We start from the raw sequence: 17355 nt of genomic DNA, 5'->3' as shown, positions 1-17355 counted from the left end.
GGAGTTCCTCTCCGTAAGGTGCGGCCTGGCCGCTTTGACGATTGGATGCAGTTCGGGGGTCAGATGATGATTGCCAAAGGCAGTTTTTGTCGGCTTGGGCGAAACGATCGCTAAAAGCCGGAGACGATAGGGCTTACTCCCTGCATGAAACCCTATACGACACTCGGCCCAATGTCTAAAATTGCACCAGCGCCCTGCAAAGTACACGGTGCGCAGGAGATCCCTTGATGTTCATACGCAACATGATCGTAGCGGCCGCGGCCGGATTGATGCTGACCTTGGCCACGCCTGCCATGCAGGCCCAGTTCGCTGGAACCGGCCCACGCGACAACTTTCGCGACACCACCATCCTGAGGCCGCCCGTCGGGAGCAAGGTCGCCATCATTGTCTTCGAGGACCTGGGATGCCCGGCGTGTGCGCGGGCGCATCCGATCGAGAGGCAGGTGGCCGCGCAGTATCATGTGCCGCTCGTGCGCTATGACTTTCCGCTGGCGCAACATATCTGGACTTTCCAGGGCGCGGTTTATGCGCGCTATCTACAGGACAAGGTGAGCCCTAAGCTTGCGGATGAGTATCGCAGCGACGTCTTTGTCGCGCAGATGTCGATCTCGAGCAAAGACGACCTGCGGCAGTTTACCGAGCACTGGATGCAGCAGCATGGGCAGAAGATGCCGACGGTCGTCGATCCCGGTGGCGCGCTGGCCGCTAAGGTTCAGGCGGACTACGATCTTGGCAAGCGCCTGAATGTGGAGTGGACGCCGACCCTGGTAGTGGTCACTCGGAATAACTATCAGGTCGTTGGCGGAACCGCAGAAGGACCAAACGATCCAACCAAGCTTGCCAGTGTGGTGGAAGGCGCTATCGCGCAGACGAAGAGTGCTCCTGCGGCTCATGCTGTGGCACGCCGGTAGAGACCGCTTTATTTGTGCCCGTAATCGGTAAAAACGTAATCTCTTGCCTTTACGATCGTGTGGCAGGCGAAGCCGCATTTGGCGTCGTTCCCTTGTGGCGGCTTGTCTTTTAGCGTGGCGGGCGTGAAGGTATTGGATGCCGCGTCATATTCAAACGCGCCGTAACCCCAGCCTCCGCTATCCGCGAACCTCTTGCTGTCCTTCAGCATGAAATCAACGTCATGCTGAGTGCCTGGCACCGTCGGCGAACCGGGTTCATAAGGGTTCACCTTCGCGTTCCAATGAACCTTCGCCATTTTGGCTCCGTCCGGAAAGGGCTTGCCGTTACCGGGGATTCCCGTCTTATAGGCGTTGATCATTACAGGGTTTCCGAGGATCGCAGCCAGCATATTTCCGTTATGGCTGATGGCGATCACTGGCCAGCTTTCGTATCCTCTGAACTCGGAGAATGCGAGGCCGTTCGGTATTTTGAGGGAGTACTTGTCCTGCATGGAAGTGGCGCCCTGCAATTGTGACGGGACTGCTGGGGATGCGGAGGCAGCGTCGCGGCGGGGAAGGCTGTGAATGAAGCGTGCAAGCTTCCAGGTGTCGTTCTCGGAGATGCTCGCCTTCCACGAAGGCATGCCTGTGAGGCGAACTCCGTTCTGGATGATCCAAAACAGCTCCGCGTCGTTCCAGTGCTGCACGTGGGCTGAGGTCAGGTCCATGGCAGGCGGGTACATGCTGCGTCCGACGTTCGTGTCACCACGCGCATCCGCACCGTGGCATTGGGCGCACGAGCCAAGAAACACTTCCTGGCCCTGGCTGACGATCTCGTCCGTCTCAGGCAGCGGGTTCGTCATCTTTCCTGCCTGCAATGGAATGGTGACATCTTTAGCTGCATTGGCCAGGCTGGCTTCCTGCTCAGATGGCTGTTTATTCGCTGTGCAGCCTGAAAGCAACACGCCCAGCGCCGCACTGACCACACCAACCATCAGTTTGTGCTTTAGCGCTGCGCTGCAGTTAGCTCTGTCCCACCGTCCAATCCATAGCAGATTTGCAGACTCCCTCATCAGTTCAGGCATGGTGTTCTCCTTCGCAAAGAAGTTTCTGAGCCCGATTTAAGTGCGTCTGGAACGATTGCAATTAAGCCCGTGGTGAAGGCAGCAAAGCATGCGGACGTAATTCTATCTGATGACGTCTTTGGCGAGCCGCAACCCGGAGAACTGCCAGCGCGTGCCCGGCGTGAAGAAGTTGCGATAGGTGGGACGGATATGGGTCGCCGGGGTGACGCAGGAGCCTCCGCGGAGGACGACCTGGCTGGACATGAACTTGCCGTTGTACTCGCCGAGAGCGCCGGGCAGGGGTTTGTAGCCGGGGTAGCCGGTGTAACCCGATTGCGTCCACTCCCACACGTCACCGTAGAGCTGTTGCAACCCTGAGGCGTGGCTGGCCGGGGTGGGGTGCAGGTTGCCGGATTCGAGCAGGTTGGCTTCTGTGCCGGCGGCGGGAACCGAGTGGGTGGCGGCGTACTCCCACTCAAACTCGGTGGGGAGCCGATAGCCTGCCCAGCGGGCATAGGCGTCGGCCTCGAAGAAGCTGAGATGGCAGACCGGGGTCTCGCTGAGGTCTTCTAATGGTTGAAAGCCGTGCAGCGTGTAGATGCACCAGCCGGACTTGGTCTCGCTGTCGCGCTGCCAGTAAAGCGGTGCCTGCCAGTTTTCGCTGTGCAGAGCGGTCCATCCTTCGGAGAGCCACAGCTCGGGGCGGGTGTAGCCGTTCTGGTCGATGAAGGCGAGATACTCCGCGCAGGTGACCAGCCGGTTCGCCAGCGCGAAGGGCGCGATGTAGACGGAGTGGCGCGGCGTCTCGTTGTCGAAGGCAAAGACATCGTTCGCCGCAGGGCTCGGGGTGAAACCTACTTCCGTCAGGCCGGGAGAGAAACGGGACCAGTCGAGCGGCGGCGCAATGACATCGTTTTTCTTGCCCGTCGCCGTGTCCATGTAAGCGGGATGGAGCGGGTTGGTGAAGAGGGCGTGCTTGATATCGGTGGCGATGAGTTCCTGATGCTGCTGCTCGTGATGCAGGCCAAGGGTGATGCGCTGGATGGCTCCGGAGACGACGGGCTGCTGGAGGAAGCGGTCGATTGCAGCGTCGACGTAGGCACGATAGGCAAGAATCACGTCGAGCGAGGGGCGGGAAAAAGAGGCACGCAGCTTTTTCTCGGGCATATCGCCGAGCGAGTTGTAGTAGCTGTTGAAGAGCCAGTGAAAGTCAGGATGGAAGGGTTTGTAGGCGCCGACATGTTCGCGGAGGACGAAGGTCTCGAAGAACCAGGTGGTATGGGCCAGGTGCCATTTGACTGGGCTGGCCTCGGGACAGGACTGGACCATCAGGTCTTCGGGCGAAAGTGGAGCACAGAGCTGGGTAGTGGCTTTGCGGACGGCCCGGTAACGCGCAAGAAGAGTTGTGGCGGCAGAATGTGTTGCGGTGGAGGAGGACATGACGTTTCTCTCTTGAAGACGTGCAGACTAGGATTGGATGCTCTGGATGGGCCGGGCGTTGGATTTTTAATGGCGTGGCCGCCGCGCTTGCACCCCGCAGTTCCGGTCGAGATGACGTGATTTCGTGGTTGGTCAGGAAGCGTGTCCGTTGAGGAGGCGGGCCAGGAGGTAGGCCACGGCGGCGGCGGCTCCGCCGATGGTGATGGTCTGGATGGCGTTTCGCAGCCATCCCGTGCCTACGAGCTTTCCTTTGAGCGCTCCAAAGAGGGCGAGAGCGATAAGGGTGATGATGACGGAGAGTTTGAGTGCGGCTAGGTTGTCGCTTACCAGCATGTAAGGGAGCAACGGGATCATGCCTCCGGCGATGTAAGAACCGGCGATCGTCAGGGCCGAACGATGGGCGCGGTTTGCGGCCGGTTCTTCGAGGCCAAGCTCGAAGCGCATCATGAAGTTGACCCACTGTGCGGGGTTCTGTTTGAGCGAAGCCAGGACGGGTGCGGCGGCGGCACGATCGACCGAATACCGTTCGAAGATCTCGTAGATCTCTTCCTCTTCGTCCTCGGTGCAATCGACGATCTCGCGCTCTTCGCGGTGACGCTCGGAGATGTAATGCTCGGCATCTCCGCGGGCAGCGAGATAGCCGCCGAGTCCCATGGCGATCGATCCGGCGGCAATCTCGGCGAGGCCAGCCAGAACGACGATGTGGGACGAGGCGACGGCGCCTGAGAGTCCGGCGGCCAGGGCGAAGGGGACAGTGAGGCCGTCGGAGAGTCCGATGACGATATCGCGGACGACGGCGCTGGACTCGAAGTGGCCTTCTATGTGTTGGCTGTTGGAATTCTGAGCGACTTGATGCATGGCCGTAGTGTAGTGCAGACGGCAGGTTAGGCCACGGCAAGGAGGAGGTTTTTATGTGGATGGCGAGTCTTTCGCAGGAGGTCAACGTCTGTATGAACACGGCTTTCGGACGATCGGAAGACCTGAAGATCGGGCGTGCGAGATGAGACAGAGATGGAGTTGCAGGCTGGGGTGGAGGCAGATTTGCCTGGCTTTGGCAGTGGGGATATTGCTTGCAGGTTCAGGAATACTTCGGGCGCAGGAAGGCCCGGGAGGAGAACGCGGAGCGTTTGCCGGCGGACAGATGGTTCGCGGAACGGTGACAGCGGTGAGCGCCGACCAGATCACGGTGAAGACGGAAGAGGGCGATGTCTATCAGGTAGCGGTGTCCGCGAATACACGGGTGATGAAGGACAGGCAGCCGGTTAAGGTTGCGGACATCAAGGCTGGCGATGGCGTGGGCGCCATGGGCGTGATGGATGCGCCGACGAAGACGGTCCATGCAGTGTTTGTCGCGGTCATAGATGCGGAGCAGGTGAAGAAGGCCCGGGAGGAGCTGGGCAAGATCTACATTACAGGGAAGATCACCGCGATTGATATGGACAACGCCAAGCTGACGGTGATGCGGCCGGACCATGTGAGCCAGGTGATTCAGGCTGATGAAGGAACTTCGTTTCGACGGGGTGGGCGCAGAGAGCAGGCTTCGGTGGCGGGAGCGCCTGCCGTGGGCGCAAATACAGGAGGTACAGGTGGGGAGAGCATTACGCTGGCGGATGTGAAGGTGGGAGACATGGTGATGGGGCGAGGTGCCGTGAAGAATGGCTTCTTCGTGCCGACGGAGTTGAGAGTAATGGATGCGTCGGCGCGAGGCCAGGGGCGGCGGCATGAGGCCGGAACTCCTGCGGACTCAACCAATGGGAATAGCACCGCGAGTCCCCAGTAGGAATTGCGGGTCTATACCTTTGATTTTTTACTGTCTCTATTTTTGAAATTTTATTGATCGATTTTCCTTGGTTTTTACTGAACGATTTTTAGTTGGGCTTAGGCGAGGTAGAAGTGCGTAGATTGAGTCGATGGACGATGTTGGGTGCGGTGATGCTGGCAGGGAGCAGCAGCTTGTCTGGCATGGCGCTCCTGGCGCAGGCTCCGGCTGGGGTGGCAGTTCAGACTGCTCCTGCGGCGAGTGGGGGAACGATCAAGGGAACGGTAAAGGCAGGGACAGTGCCGCTGCCGGGTGTGGCCGTGACCGCGACCAATACATTGACAGGAAAGAAGTATGCGACGACGACCGACATTACCGGGTCGTTTGAGATGGTGATTCCTCGCAACGGGCGTTATGTCGTAAAGGCGGAGCTGGCTGCATTTGCCGTCGAGACCAAAGAGGTGCTGGTGGAAGACGGCAAGCCCGAGCAGGTAGCGGCGTTTGCGATGCAGTTGGCCTCGCGTGCGGCGCGTGAAGAGGCACAGCAGGCTCGAAGCTCGGGACTGGGACAGGGGCGTGGGACGCAGGCTTTGAGTGTCTCCGGAGATAGCGATCTGGCTGATGCCAGCGCGGGGACCGGTAATGCAGGCGCGCAGATGCCTACGCTCTCGGGGATGGGAAGCGGAGAGGAAGCGTCATCGGACTCGGTGGCAGTGAGCGGGCAGATGGGCCAGACGAATGGGCTGGCGAACTTCAACGAAGACGAGATTCGCCAGCGTATCGAGGATGCCGTCGCGCGTGCTCGCCAGCAGGGCGGAGCGGCGGGCGATATGGCGAATGCCGTGGTGGGGATGTTGGGCGGCATGATGGGCGGCCCGGGCGGCGGCTTCGGTGGTGGAGGCCGTGGCGGACGCGGCGGCGGCGGTGGTGGCGGACGCGGCGGGTTCCGCGGGTTCAATCCTACGCAGCCGCATGGAGCGATCTTCTATCAGGGTGGCAATGGTGCTCTGAATGCTGCGCCGTTCTCTGTAGCTTCGGCGCTGGGAGAGCCCGGAGCGCAGGTGGTGAAGCCGTCGTCGATGTCGAACCGGTTTGGTGTGAGCTTTGTTGGGTCGCCCTTTATACCGGGGCTGGTGAAGCCTAGTTCGAAGCAGTTTGTGTTTTTGAATGTGACAGGGCAGCGGAATATCAACCCGGACATCTTCAATGGCACGGTGCCAACGCTGGCGGAGCGGAGTGGAGACTTCTCCGCGCTGGGACAGACGCTGTATGACCCCAATACGGGGCTGCCGATTCCGGGGAACAATCTTAAGAACGCTTCGATCCCGATGTCGCCGCAGGCGCTGGCGCTGTTGAACTTCTATCCGGCACCGAATGTTCCGAATGCGGGGCCGCGCAATAACTATCAGACTGTGACCAACGCCGGTCAGAATTCGACCTCGGCTGCGCTGCGCTATGTCAGGAACTTCGGACAGGGCGGATTCGGCATGGGACGGCGGCAGGCAGCGAACGCTCCGAAGGCGCTGCGGCAGAACATCAACTTCAACGGGAGCTATGCGCACAGCGCCAGTGACAGCCGCAATATCTTTCTGCCGCTGGGCGGGACGACGGCCTCCGATGGATATGGCATCACGGCGGGCTACACCATCGGTTATGGTCGATTTACGAATAACGCCTCGATTAACTGGAACCGCTCGCACGCTACGACGGAGAACTACTTCACCAATGGATTGATCAATCCGGGGCTACAGGCGGGCGTGCTCGTGGGAGATTCGACGATCCAGTCGAACCGGTTCTATTACGGCGTGCCGACGATCTCGTTCGGCGGCTCGAACGCCTTTACCGGCTTGAGCAATACCGCTCCCAATGACACGATCAATCAGACCATCTCGTTCAGCGACTTTGTGAGCTATCGCTATGGAAAGCACAACATGCGCTATGGCGGAGATATTCGACGGGTGCACGCCGACTCGATTGGCGGAACGCAGATTACGCCTCTCGGATCGTTCAGCTTTACCGGATATGCGACACAGAACCCTGCGAGCGATTGCACGGCTTCGACGACCACGACCTGCCCGGTGGTGCCGGCGAGCGGATCGGGATTCGCCGACTTCCTGCTGGGAATGCCGCAACAGGCGTCAGTACAAGCCGGGTTGAACAAGACGTATCTGCGGGCGAACGTCTATGACTGGTATGGGCAGGACGACTGGAGGGTGCTGGCGAATCTGACACTTACCTACGGGCTGCGGTATGAGTATTTTTCTCCTTACATCGAGAAGAACAACCGGTTGGTGAACCTGGACCACAATGCGAACTTTACGGCGGTGGAGGCTGTGAAGCCTAACCAGAGAGGCACCTATAGCGGAGATTTTCCCCGGCCGCTAGTGAATCCTGACCGATCGATGTATGCGCCACGATTTGGGTTTGCGTATCGGCCACCGTTCAAGTTTATGAAAGAGACGGTCATACGCGGCGGCTACGGAATCAACTACAACACCGGCCAGTACTCTACGATCGGACGTCAGTTGGCCAACCAGCAGCCCTTCGCTGTGACGCAGACGAACATTGCCGGACAACAGAGTTGCGGCACGCTGGGACAGTTCACGCTGGCGGGCGCGTTCAACTGCTCCACTGCGCCGGTGCAGAGTAACTTCAGCGCCAACCTGAACTATCGACTCGGACATGTGCAGATATGGGACCTCGATATTCAGCGGACGCTGCCGCTGGGCATTGTGGCGAACATTGGATACGACGGATCAAAGGGCGGCAATCTCGACATGGTGCGCGCACCGAACCGAACGGCCACGGGCCTGCTGATTCCGGGAGCGCAGGCGTTCAACTATGAGGACTCGCTTGGGTATTCGCGGTTTGAAGCGCTGCGTATCAACGTGCGCAAGCGGATGTCAAAGGGCATCTCTCTGCAGGGAACGTATCAATATGGACACTCGATCGATGATGCTTCCTCAATCGGTGGAGGCGTCCAGACGGTGGCGCAGAACGACCTCGATCTGAACGCGGAGGAGAGCAACAGTTCCTTCGACGTTCGTCATAAGCTGACCGGCAACTGGGTATTCGAGCTGCCGTTCGGGCCTAACCGGCTCTTCTTTACCAAAGGTGGATTGTGGTCCACGATTACCGATGGATTCTCACTCTCCGGTGACTTCACTTTTTCATCGGGAGCATACTACACGCCGAGCTATCAGTTGACGGTGCAGGAGACGGCAACCGGCACCACCAATTCGCTGCGGCCCAACCGGGACTTCAGCGTACCGATCTCCGGTAAAGGAACCATCGGCAACTGGTTCAATACGGCGGCTTTCACGACTCCTGCAACGGGCGAGTTTGGCACGGCGTCGCGCAACTCCATCGAAGGGCCAGGAACGACCGTGGTCGATGCTTCGCTGTCGCGTACGGTTCAACTTGGCGATACGCGGTCGTTTGAAGCTCGCGTCACCGCGGCGAATGCATTGAATATCGTGCAGTACTCGGGGATTGATACAACGCTGAACTCGCCGACGTTTGGACAAGTAAAGGGTGCGGCGTCGATGCGCACACTGACTGTATTTGCGCGGTATCGCTTCTGAAAGGCAGTCGTTCGTGATGAGAGTAAGGAACGTGAAGAGGGTTCGGGCGATGAGTCTTTGGTTTGAAGATGCGACGGGCAAAACCGGCAATCGTTTTATCGCGTTGGTGCGCCCTGCGCTGGCGGCGGTGCTGGCTGGGATGATGGCGGGGACGCCGATGGTTGCGCAGCAGCAGGCTTCGGACGGCACCTTTACGCTGAAGGTGCAGAGCGATATCGTGCTGACCAATGTAGTGGTGCGCGACAAGAAGACAGGCGAGGTCGTCAAAGGGCTGAAGGCCAGCGACTTCACGATTCTCGAAAACGGAAAACCGCAGAAGATTGCCAGCTTCGACTATCAGAATGTCGACGAAGCGGCGGTGCTGCATGAGAAGACAACCGTAAGCGGAAAGGCTTCGATTGCCGACCTGCTGAATGGGAACGGCGACTTTGCCGCGGCACCGGAAGCGTTGAAGGACCATCGGTTGATTGTGATGTTCTTCGATTTGAGCAGCATGCAGCCGGAGGATGTCGACCGTGCAGTTGAGGCAGCACAAGACTATATCAACAAAAAGAGGCAGCCTGCCGATCTGGTTGCGCTGGTAAGCCTGGATACTGGGCTTAGCCTTGACCAGGATTTTACGGCAGACAAGGCCGCCCTGCTGAAGGGCGTGGGCAAGTACAACGGCACCGAGGGCACCGGTTTTGCGAACGGCAACGAGGGCGGCAACTCGGGCGGCACTGCAGACGATGCATCAAGTTTTACCGCAGACGACAGCGAGTACAACGCACTGAATACTGATCGCGAGCTGTATGCGATCCGATCGATTGCAAAGTCGCTGGAGCGAGTCGACCAGCGAAAGAGCCTGCTGTACTTCAGCGGTGGAGTGACGCGGCAAGGCATTGAAAATCAGGCCAGTATGCGCGCGGCGACCAATGAGGCTGTGAAGGCAAATATGGCCATCTATAGCGTGGATTCGCGGGGGCTACAGGCGCTGTCGCCGGTAGGAGATGCGTCCACAGGCAGCTTGCGCGGTACGGCGGCTTATAGCGGCGGGGCGATGCAGAGCAATCTGGATGCGAACTTCGGCTCGCAGGAGACGCTGGCTACTCTATCGAGCGATACGGGCGGCAAGGCGTTCTTTGATTCGAATGACTTTGCTCCGGCATTTCAGCAGATTCAGCATGACACTGAGGCTTACTACATCCTTGGCTTCCACTCGACCAATACTGCACGGGATGGAAGCTATCGGCACCTGACGGTGAAGCTGAATCGCAGCGATGTGAAGCTGGACTATCGCCCGGGGTATTATGCGCCGGCTGACTTCAAACATCAGAAGACAGAGGACCGCGAAGAGGCGCTGACAGAGCAGATGCGCAGCGACCTGCCTGCGACCGATGTTGCCGTGTACTTGCAGGCGCTGTACTTCCGGCTGGAAGACAATAAGTTCTTCGTTCCGGTGTCGCTGATCGTGCCGGGATCGCAGATTCCCTTTGTGAAGAATGGTGACCGCGACAAGGCGAACATCGACATCATGGGACAGGTGAAGGACGCCCAGGGAATCATCGTTGGTAATGTTCGTGACACGGTGAAGCTCGCGCTCGATTCGGCACAGCAGGTGCAACGAAAGAACATCCAGTATTCGACTGGGTTCACGCTAGCTCCGGGACGCTATCACCTGAAGTTTGTGGTGCGCGAGAACGAGACCGGGCGGATGGGAAGTTTTGAGACGGACATCCAGGTTCCGGATATGCGCAAGAGTCCGTTGAAGCTGAGCTCCATTGTGCTGTCGAGTCAGCGCACGCCGAATACGGCGAAGAAGGCAGCGAGCCCGCTGGTGCGCGATGGCGTGGAGTGGATACCGAATATTCCCCATGTGTTCCGACAGGACCAGCACCTCTACTTCCTGTATGAGGTGTATGACCCGGCGAAGCAGCAGGGTAGCACGGCGGCGGATGCTCCGGGGTTGAAGCGGCGAGAGGGCAAGCCGGTGCGGGTGCTGACCAGCATTGAGTTTATGAGCAACGGCGTAAAGGTGTACGAGACGCCGCTGGTGGTCGCCGATGCGATCAATATTCCGGAGCGGGATGCGGTTGGTTTTCAGTTCGATGTTCCACTAACTCAATTGAAACCAGGCACCTACGTCTGCCAGATCAACGTGATCGACGATGCCGGCGGGAGCTTCAGCTTTCCCCGACTGGCTTTGCGGGTGCAGGCAGCGCCGCCCGCTGCGGCGGCCACGGCTGCGCTGACAAAAGCACCGGCAGGCACACAGTCGACGCCGTAATTCTGCCTATTGACAGTCGTTTTCGAGAGGCGGATGATTTGGACGTACCTCGCGGAGGTATGCCATGGGCTATCCGGTCCGCCTCTTCCGTCTCTCTTCCCTTCTATTCCTCTTTACCGTGTTTGTAACCGGCGCACGATTGTCTGCGCAAAAAGACGTCCGAAGCCACGACCTCGCTGTGGAGCTGGAACATGAGGACCCACAGTGGCCATCGATACAAGCCCACCTGCCTGACCCGGCAACGGCTTCTCCGGAAAAGCTGGAGACCGCTGCCGATGTGCTGCGAGCGCGACGGTTTCCCGAAGACGCCCTGAACTATTATGCCGATGCGATGAAGCGAGGGGCTAACGAAGTAGAGATATTGAACAAGATGGGAGTGACAGAGCTTGAGATCGGGAACCATGAGATTGCGCGCGCGTTCTTCCAGCGCGTGGTGCATGTGAAACGGAAGGACCCCGAAGGATGGAACAATCTGGGCGCAGTGGAGTATCTGGAGGGCCAGAACGGAAGCGCCATCTCCGACTACAAAAAAGCGATCAAGCTGGATAAGAGGTCTGCATCATTTCATTCCAACCTGGGCACAGCGTACTTTCAGATAAAGGACTTTGAGCGTGCCCGCAAGGAGTTCGACGCCGCGTTGAAGATCGACCCGGACCTGATGGTGCATCGCGGAGGACCGGGGGGCATCACCATGCGGATGCTGTCGCCGGCGGACCATGCGCGGTTCTGCTATGAGCTTGCACGGCTGTATGCGCAGCATGGAGATATAGCCAACATGCTGCATTACCTGACGACGGCAAGCGAAGGCGGCTTCGACGTATTAGAGGCCATGAGACATGATGATCTGCTGGAGCAGTATCGCAAGGACCCTCGGGTCATTCTGCTGGTTCATAACGCGGAGGCCATCCGCAGCGGCCATACCCCGTTGACCGCTACGACGGCAGACCTGCCACCTTTGCCGCCAACGCAAAACTAGCGATAGGGGCAGTGACGACAGTTGGAGTTGCAGCAGTACCCTCGTTTGAGATGGTACGTCGCGGTGAAGACGAGGTAAGGACCTTCGTAATAAAAATCTTCCGGAGCGAGCTGTGGCGTAGAATCTTCGACAGACTCCGGCTCGTCGGGCTTGAGTGGCTCTGGCATTGCTAAAACAATGTTAGAACGGGTGGTGCGGACGCAGGAGCCGGAAGAAGAGTGACTGCCACATCTTCTTCCTGACCTTCAAAGTGCAGACTGCCGTTGCAATAGATGACTTGCCTGCCCGGAACAGAAGGGATGCGCTCGCCGGGGAGGATAATGCCTGCGAGGTTGGCGGGGTCAGCAGCAGCGACGGTAATGGGTACAAGGCAATCGCGGCTGCGAGTTGCACGCAACGAATCGACTGCTGCGGGGAGGGCAAACTGCTCGCCGCCGAAGCCGGAGACGAAGCGGCCTCCGCGCACTTCGCCCCGCGCTTCGAGACGGCGAAGGATGCCGAGAAGATCGCGCCACTTGGGAGCGTTGGACTCGCGGGTGAGAAGGTCGCGGAAGAGGATACCGTAGCGAGCAAGCAGCATTCGAGCGGCAGATTCAAGGGCCGTGTCGGTGCGACGGGCCTGCTCGATTGCGGTTGGTGCGGCGTGAACTTCTTCAGAGAGAAGCGACCAGCGCCCGGCGGAGCTGCGGACGCTGCGCTTGCCCGGAGTGTCCGTAGTCGTAGATTTTCTGCGAGGGTCCATCATGGCGCGAAGCTGGTCGAAGCCGTCGGCGGCTGCGAGACCGGCAGTAGCTAACTCCCAGAGCGCATGCTGCGCCTGCGGTCGCGTGAGATTGAGGATGCGCTGAATATCGTTGGAGAAGCATGCACCTCGCTGCTGAAGGAGAGTACGGACCTGCAGAGCCTCAGGGCTGAGTGCCTGTTGAAGTTTGGGTTCTTCGACGCACTGCTGTGCAAGCGCGTGGGGCAGCCAATCGGCGGACTCGCGAACGTAGAAGGTGATGGGAGCAGCGTTGGTGGGGATGACGCGGCGTGGCGCTGTCCCGTCTCCAATCGCCCAGGCAGGATGGGGAGAGACGCGGCCCCAGCCGACGGCGCCCGATAAGCACAGCGCATCGAGCCAGCGAGAGTCATAGTTAGCGACGCGAGCAGGCAGAAGTGTACGCTCCCACTCGATGGCGGGAGCTTCAAAGCCTTCGAGCTGATGAAGCGCTTCGAGGACACCTTCTTCACCGGCGAGCTGCGTCTGCGGCGCGAGATGTTGCCAGTTGAGGAGCCAGCGCATATAGACAGCCGGCGTAACGGATTCGATCTGCTTGCGAAGCGTGCTGAGGGTACGGCGATGGATGCGCTGCAAAATGCGGCGCTCGCACCACTCAATGTCGTGGTCTGTCGATGGCTTGGAATGCTCGAAGGTTCCGCGCATGAGAAGCCCTTGCATCTCCATAGCGAGAAATGCCTGAAAGACATCGGCAGATTGTAACGCGAGGCGCTGAGCAAAGGCATTAGCGGTGACCGGGCCTAATATTTGTAACCATCCATGAACACATTGCTTTAGTGCAGTCTCTTTTGTAACCAAATCGGTACTATTATTCGTGCTGTTCCAAAGCGCGAGTGCATAAGGAAGGCGTTCGGCTGCAATCCAGCAGGGTATTCCGTTGCAATCGATTGTCTGAACGCGTCCGGCCTGAGTCAGCCGCTCATAGAACGTGGGCCAGTGACGGGCCTCGCCTGTATCGAGGATAGAGAGCGGCAACGCGACGACCGCATGCAGCAGATCGTGCAGCTCGTGGGCGTCGCGGATGTCGGGCCAGCACTCGCGGCGTATCTCGTCGATAGCGTTTTGATCGAGTTTGCCAGCTTCTTCGAGGACGCTCTCTGGGAGTGATCTTCGCAGCGATACGGCGCGAGCACGGCGTTCTTCCAGCCCCGCATCGTCGAGAAAGGCGTAGGGATTGGCGTTGATAAGTTCGTGTGCGAACTGCGAGGGCACGGGAGTATCGACGGCGAGGCAATGGATGCTTCCCTCTTTGATTCCCTTGAGAACTTCGAGGAGGCCTTCGAGATCCATCGCCTCCTGCAGCACGTCCTGCATGACCTCGCCAACGAGAGGGTGATTCGGAATCTGAATGTCGCCGACGATGGTCTCGAAGCAGGCTGCGGCCTGAGGAAAGACGTTCGCAAGAAGATCTTCGGAGCGCGTGCGCTGGATCTGCGGAGCGATTCGTTTGCCCTTGGAGAAACGAAGCAGTTGCAGGCTACGCCCGGCGGCCCAGCGCCAGCGGGTTTTAAAGATAGGCGATGCGATCGAGGCCTGTTCGAGAAGTTCTTTTACTGTTTGCTCGGTGAGGAACTGGAAGACATCGGCGAGCGGGAAACTGTGCTGCTCGGCGAGTGAGATATTGATGCCGTTGTCAGTCGCTGCAGCCTGTAGCTCGAAGTTGAAGCCTCGGCAGAAGCGCTTGCGCAGAGCGAGGCCCCATGCCTTGTTGATGCGGCCTCCGAAGGGTGCGTGAAGGATGAGCTGCATGCCGCCGCCTTCGTCGAAGAAGCGCTCGGCGATGATGGTGGTCTTGCTGGGGACAGCGCCGAGAACGGCCCGTCCGGTGACGATGTAAGCGATGAGCTGTTGCGCACCGCTGGCGCAGACGCCGCACTCTTCCATGAGCCATGCTGTGGCAGCAGCTACTTCTGGTTGAGCAGGTGAGATGTAGCCAGGCGGAACATTCGGAGTGCGAACGGAGATTTGTTCGCGGAGTTCGCCGACACCATCGCACAGAACGGCGGTGCGCTGCGGGGCTTCGCCGAACCAGAACGGCAGGGTTGGCGATGCGCCGTGCGCGTCTTCGACGAGGACTCGGCCTGCGGCCTCGATGCGTTGGATGCGCCAGCTTGTGTTACCGAGCAGGACAACGTCGCCAGGGCTGGAGTCGACGGCGAAGTGCTCGTCAAGCGTAGCAATCTGCACGCCCTCGGGCTGAAGGATGACGCTGAAGAGCGCAGCGTCGGGAATGCTGCCGCCGTTAGAGATGGCGATCATGCGCGCGCCGCGGCGTGGATGAAGCTGCCGCTGGATGCCGTCGCGGAGCAGGTAAGCTCCATAACGGCCGCGACTGGATTCGATGCCTTCGTGGAGCAGCGTGATGAGTTCGTCGAAGCGCCCGCGAGTGAGCTCGCGGTAAGGATACGCGCGATGCAGGACGTTATAGAGAGTTTCTTCTTCCCAGGATTCGGCCCCGCAGCAGGCGACGATCTGCTGCATGAGGACGTCGATGGGTTGCGGCGGAATCTCAAGCTGGTCAAGCTCTCCGGCGCGCATCTTGCGAATGAGTGCAGCTTGTTCGAGCAGGTCGTCGCGAGTCGTGGCGAAGAAGCGGCCTTTGGGGACGGCTCCGCGCCAGTGACCAGCGCGACCTACGCGCTGCATGGCAACGGCGACGGCGCGGGTGGTGCTGATCTGGCAGACGAGATCGATGTGGCCGATGTCGATACCGAGTTCGAGCGATGCCGTAGCGATGAGTATCTTGATCTCGCCACGCTTGAGACGCTGTTCTGCGTCGAGACGGAGATTTCGCGACAGGCTGCCGTGATGCGCAGCCACGTTCTCGTTGCCGAGGCGTTCGGCGAGGGCGAAGGCTATCTTTTCTACGAGGCGGCGCGTATTGACGAAGACTAGTGTTGAGCGGTGGCTCTCGGCGTGGGCGGCGAGCTTGTCGAAGATCTCTTCCCACATCGCGGTCGTGGTGACGGAGCCGAGTTCGTCGCTGGGGACTTCGATGGCCAAGTCGAGCTGGCGGCGCTGGCCTACCTGAATGATGGTTGCGGGCTTGCGTGCGGCATCGACTCCGGTAAGAAAGCCGGCTACGAGTTCGATGGGATTCTGCGTGGCAGAGAGGCCGATTCTTAGCGGCGGCGTGGAGAGGCCGGTGAGAAATGCTCCCGGCGAGAGCCTGTTTTCGCCGCAGACCAGAGCTTCGAGGCGTTCGAGCGATAGCGCCAGATGAGCGCCGCGCTTGTCGTCGGCCACGGCGTGGATTTCATCGACGATGACGGTGTTGACGCGGCGAAGGTGCTCGCGCGACTTGCCTGCGGTGAGCAGGATGTAGAGTGACTCGGGCGTCGTGACGAGAATGTGCGGCGGGTTGCGGAGCATGGCGGCACGCTCTTTGGGCAGCGTGTCGCCGGTGCGAACTGCGGTGCGGATCTCGGTCGAAAGATAGCCTCGCTCGAGAGCGAGTTGCTGAATCTCGCGCAGAGGTTGATCGAGGTTTTTCTGGACGTCGTTCGAGAGTGCCTTGAGCGGACTGACGTAGACGATCTGCGTGCAAGGTGCGAGCTTTCCTGCAATGGCCTGACGGAGGAGGCTGTCGATGCAAACAAGAAAAGCGGCAAGCGTCTTTCCGCTGCCTGTGGGCGCGGAGATGAGAGTTGGTTCGCCCGCGAGAATGCTGGGCCAACCCTGCTCCTGCGGCTCGGTTGGAGTGCCGAATTTGTTGATGAACCACTCTGCCGTGACGGGATGCGCCCAGGCGAGAGAGGCGGGGATTGCAGCGGGCAGCATGGGGAGATTGTAGCGCGAATCCGTTCGATCTTTGTTCGCCTTCAGGCTGCTCGCTATAGGTCCCTTGCTTATCTACATGTTACCGGTACCAACATCGGCGGCGGCAGCGGCGGCGTTGCTCTCGTCGAGGTACTGCTCGATGACTTTTTCGAGCGAACCTTGAGCCGTGAGGATGAAGTCGATCGCGTCGCGTCCTGCGCCGCTTCCGCCGGGGTTGAGCGTGATGAAGTGGGCCACAGCTTTGACCTGTTCGCGAGCATTCGCGGTAGCAATGGCGAGGCCGCAGGCTCGCATCACTGGCAGGTCGATGATGTCGTCACCGACGTAGGCTAATTGATCGATGGTGATACCAGCCTTGGCGAGAATTTCGTTGATCGCATTCATCTTGTGGGACTGGCCCTGATAGATGAACTCCAGCTTCAGATCGTTGGCGCGGATGGCCACGGTCTGCGACTGGCGCTTGGTGATGATGCCGATGCGCAGGCCAGCGAGGCGCGCGAGCGAGATGCCGAGGCCATCGTGAGCGGCGAAGCCTTTGACTTCAATTCCATGGCCTTCAGAGTTGGGGACGACGAAGATCTGGCCGTCGGTGAGCACACCGTCGACATCGAAGATGAGGACTTTGATATTTTTTGCGCGGTCTTCAGCAGTCATCTAACGATGATACCTTGCAGAACCTGTGCGATGGCTGGGACAGCTTCTCTCACTTCTGCAAGAACTTAGCCAACCGGTTGCGTATTGGGACGGCCCTGTTTCTTTGAGCCACGATCTCGGGTAAAGAACCGGTGTTTGCAGGTGAGACATTTCCACGGATG

The 17355-nt window shown here is 59.4% G+C and carries 11 protein-coding genes; 5 read left to right on the top strand and 6 right to left on the bottom strand.

The genetic code is table 11. The annotated features are described in order from the left end of the window. The first annotated feature begins 227 nt into the window (after positions 1–227). Positions 228–911 carry a DsbA family protein gene (locus tag IEW09_RS17850; RefSeq protein WP_229739420.1) on the top strand — a complete coding sequence of 228 codons (684 nt, stop codon included), beginning with the start codon at positions 228–230 and terminating at the stop codon, positions 909–911. Between the two features lie 8 nt (positions 912–919). Here the strand turns inward: IEW09_RS17850 and IEW09_RS17845 are convergent, their stop codons facing one another. The 3 genes from IEW09_RS17845 to IEW09_RS17835 all read right to left on the bottom strand — a co-directional run bounded on the left by IEW09_RS17845 (position 920) and on the right by IEW09_RS17835 (position 4252). Continuing rightward, positions 920–1975 carry a cytochrome P460 family protein gene (locus IEW09_RS17845; protein ID WP_188555609.1) on the bottom strand — a complete coding sequence of 352 codons (1056 nt, stop codon included), beginning with the start codon at positions 1973–1975 and terminating at the stop codon, positions 920–922. A 102-nt stretch (positions 1976–2077) separates the two neighbouring features. After that, positions 2078–3394, bottom strand: a complete 1317-nt coding sequence (egtB, locus tag IEW09_RS17840) for an ergothioneine biosynthesis protein EgtB (RefSeq protein WP_188555608.1) — start codon at positions 3392–3394, stop codon at positions 2078–2080. 132 nt (positions 3395–3526) lie between these two features. Beyond that, the gene (locus IEW09_RS17835; RefSeq protein ID WP_188555607.1) at positions 3527–4252 is read right to left on the bottom strand and encodes a VIT1/CCC1 transporter family protein; all 726 of its coding nucleotides are present in this window, start codon (positions 4250–4252) and stop codon (positions 3527–3529) included. A 142-nt stretch (positions 4253–4394) separates the two neighbouring features. Between IEW09_RS17835 and IEW09_RS17830 the strand changes: the two genes are divergently transcribed. From IEW09_RS17830 to IEW09_RS17815, 4 genes are all read left to right on the top strand, one after another. Further along, positions 4395–5174: a DUF5666 domain-containing protein gene (locus tag IEW09_RS17830; RefSeq protein WP_188555606.1), complete on the top strand. Its 780-nt coding sequence runs from the start codon at positions 4395–4397 to the stop codon at positions 5172–5174. A 182-nt stretch (positions 5175–5356) separates the two neighbouring features. Further along, complete coding sequence (locus tag IEW09_RS17825; protein WP_229739433.1) at positions 5357–8737, top strand: TonB-dependent receptor; 3381 nt, start codon at positions 5357–5359, stop codon at positions 8735–8737. 49 nt (positions 8738–8786) lie between these two features. Further along, positions 8787–11003, top strand: a complete 2217-nt coding sequence (locus IEW09_RS17820; protein WP_188555605.1) for a VWA domain-containing protein — start codon at positions 8787–8789, stop codon at positions 11001–11003. A 64-nt stretch (positions 11004–11067) separates the two neighbouring features. Continuing rightward, positions 11068–11979, top strand: a complete 912-nt coding sequence (locus IEW09_RS17815) for a tetratricopeptide repeat protein (RefSeq protein WP_188555604.1) — start codon at positions 11068–11070, stop codon at positions 11977–11979. On the opposite strand, the gene IEW09_RS17810 is transcribed toward IEW09_RS17815, so the two are convergent. The 3 genes from IEW09_RS17810 to IEW09_RS17800 all read right to left on the bottom strand — a co-directional run bounded on the left by IEW09_RS17810 (position 11976) and on the right by IEW09_RS17800 (position 17194). After that, positions 11976–12146 (bottom strand): C1orf53 family protein, encoded by a 171-nt coding sequence (locus tag IEW09_RS17810; RefSeq protein WP_188555603.1) that lies wholly within the window; start codon positions 12144–12146, stop codon positions 11976–11978. The genes IEW09_RS17815 and IEW09_RS17810 overlap by 4 nt on opposite strands. Positions 12147–12148: 2 nt before the next feature. Then, the gene (locus IEW09_RS17805) at positions 12149–16540 is read right to left on the bottom strand and encodes a DEAD/DEAH box helicase (protein WP_188555602.1); all 4392 of its coding nucleotides are present in this window, start codon (positions 16538–16540) and stop codon (positions 12149–12151) included. A 72-nt stretch (positions 16541–16612) separates the two neighbouring features. Continuing rightward, complete coding sequence (locus IEW09_RS17800; protein WP_188555601.1) at positions 16613–17194, bottom strand: KdsC family phosphatase; 582 nt, start codon at positions 17192–17194, stop codon at positions 16613–16615. Between the last annotated feature and the right edge of the window lie 161 nt (positions 17195–17355).

Source organism: Edaphobacter dinghuensis, from assembly GCF_014640335.1.
Classification (GTDB): Bacteria; Acidobacteriota; Terriglobia; order Terriglobales; family Acidobacteriaceae; genus Edaphobacter; species Edaphobacter dinghuensis.
This window is presented reverse-complemented; position numbering and strand designations above follow the sequence as displayed.

Excerpts from the sequence above, each read along its gene's own strand:
- IEW09_RS17850 (WP_229739420.1), top strand. The coding sequence starts at position 228 with ATGTTCATACGCAACATGATCGTAGCGGCCGCGGCCGGATTGATGCTG.
- IEW09_RS17845 (WP_188555609.1), bottom strand. The coding sequence starts at position 1,975 with ATGCCTGAACTGATGAGGGAGTCTGCAAATCTGCTATGGATTGGACGG.
- egtB (WP_188555608.1), bottom strand. The coding sequence starts at position 3,394 with ATGTCCTCCTCCACCGCAACACATTCTGCCGCCACAACTCTTCTTGCG.
- IEW09_RS17835 (WP_188555607.1), bottom strand. The coding sequence starts at position 4,252 with ATGCATCAAGTCGCTCAGAATTCCAACAGCCAACACATAGAAGGCCAC.
- IEW09_RS17830 (WP_188555606.1), top strand. The coding sequence starts at position 4,395 with ATGAGACAGAGATGGAGTTGCAGGCTGGGGTGGAGGCAGATTTGCCTG.
- IEW09_RS17825 (WP_229739433.1), top strand. The coding sequence starts at position 5,357 with ATGGCGCTCCTGGCGCAGGCTCCGGCTGGGGTGGCAGTTCAGACTGCT.
- IEW09_RS17820 (WP_188555605.1), top strand. The coding sequence starts at position 8,787 with ATGAGTCTTTGGTTTGAAGATGCGACGGGCAAAACCGGCAATCGTTTT.
- IEW09_RS17815 (WP_188555604.1), top strand. The coding sequence starts at position 11,068 with ATGGGCTATCCGGTCCGCCTCTTCCGTCTCTCTTCCCTTCTATTCCTC.
- IEW09_RS17810 (WP_188555603.1), bottom strand. The coding sequence starts at position 12,146 with ATGCCAGAGCCACTCAAGCCCGACGAGCCGGAGTCTGTCGAAGATTCT.
- IEW09_RS17805 (WP_188555602.1), bottom strand. The coding sequence starts at position 16,540 with ATGCTGCCCGCTGCAATCCCCGCCTCTCTCGCCTGGGCGCATCCCGTC.
- IEW09_RS17800 (WP_188555601.1), bottom strand. The coding sequence starts at position 17,194 with ATGACTGCTGAAGACCGCGCAAAAAATATCAAAGTCCTCATCTTCGAT.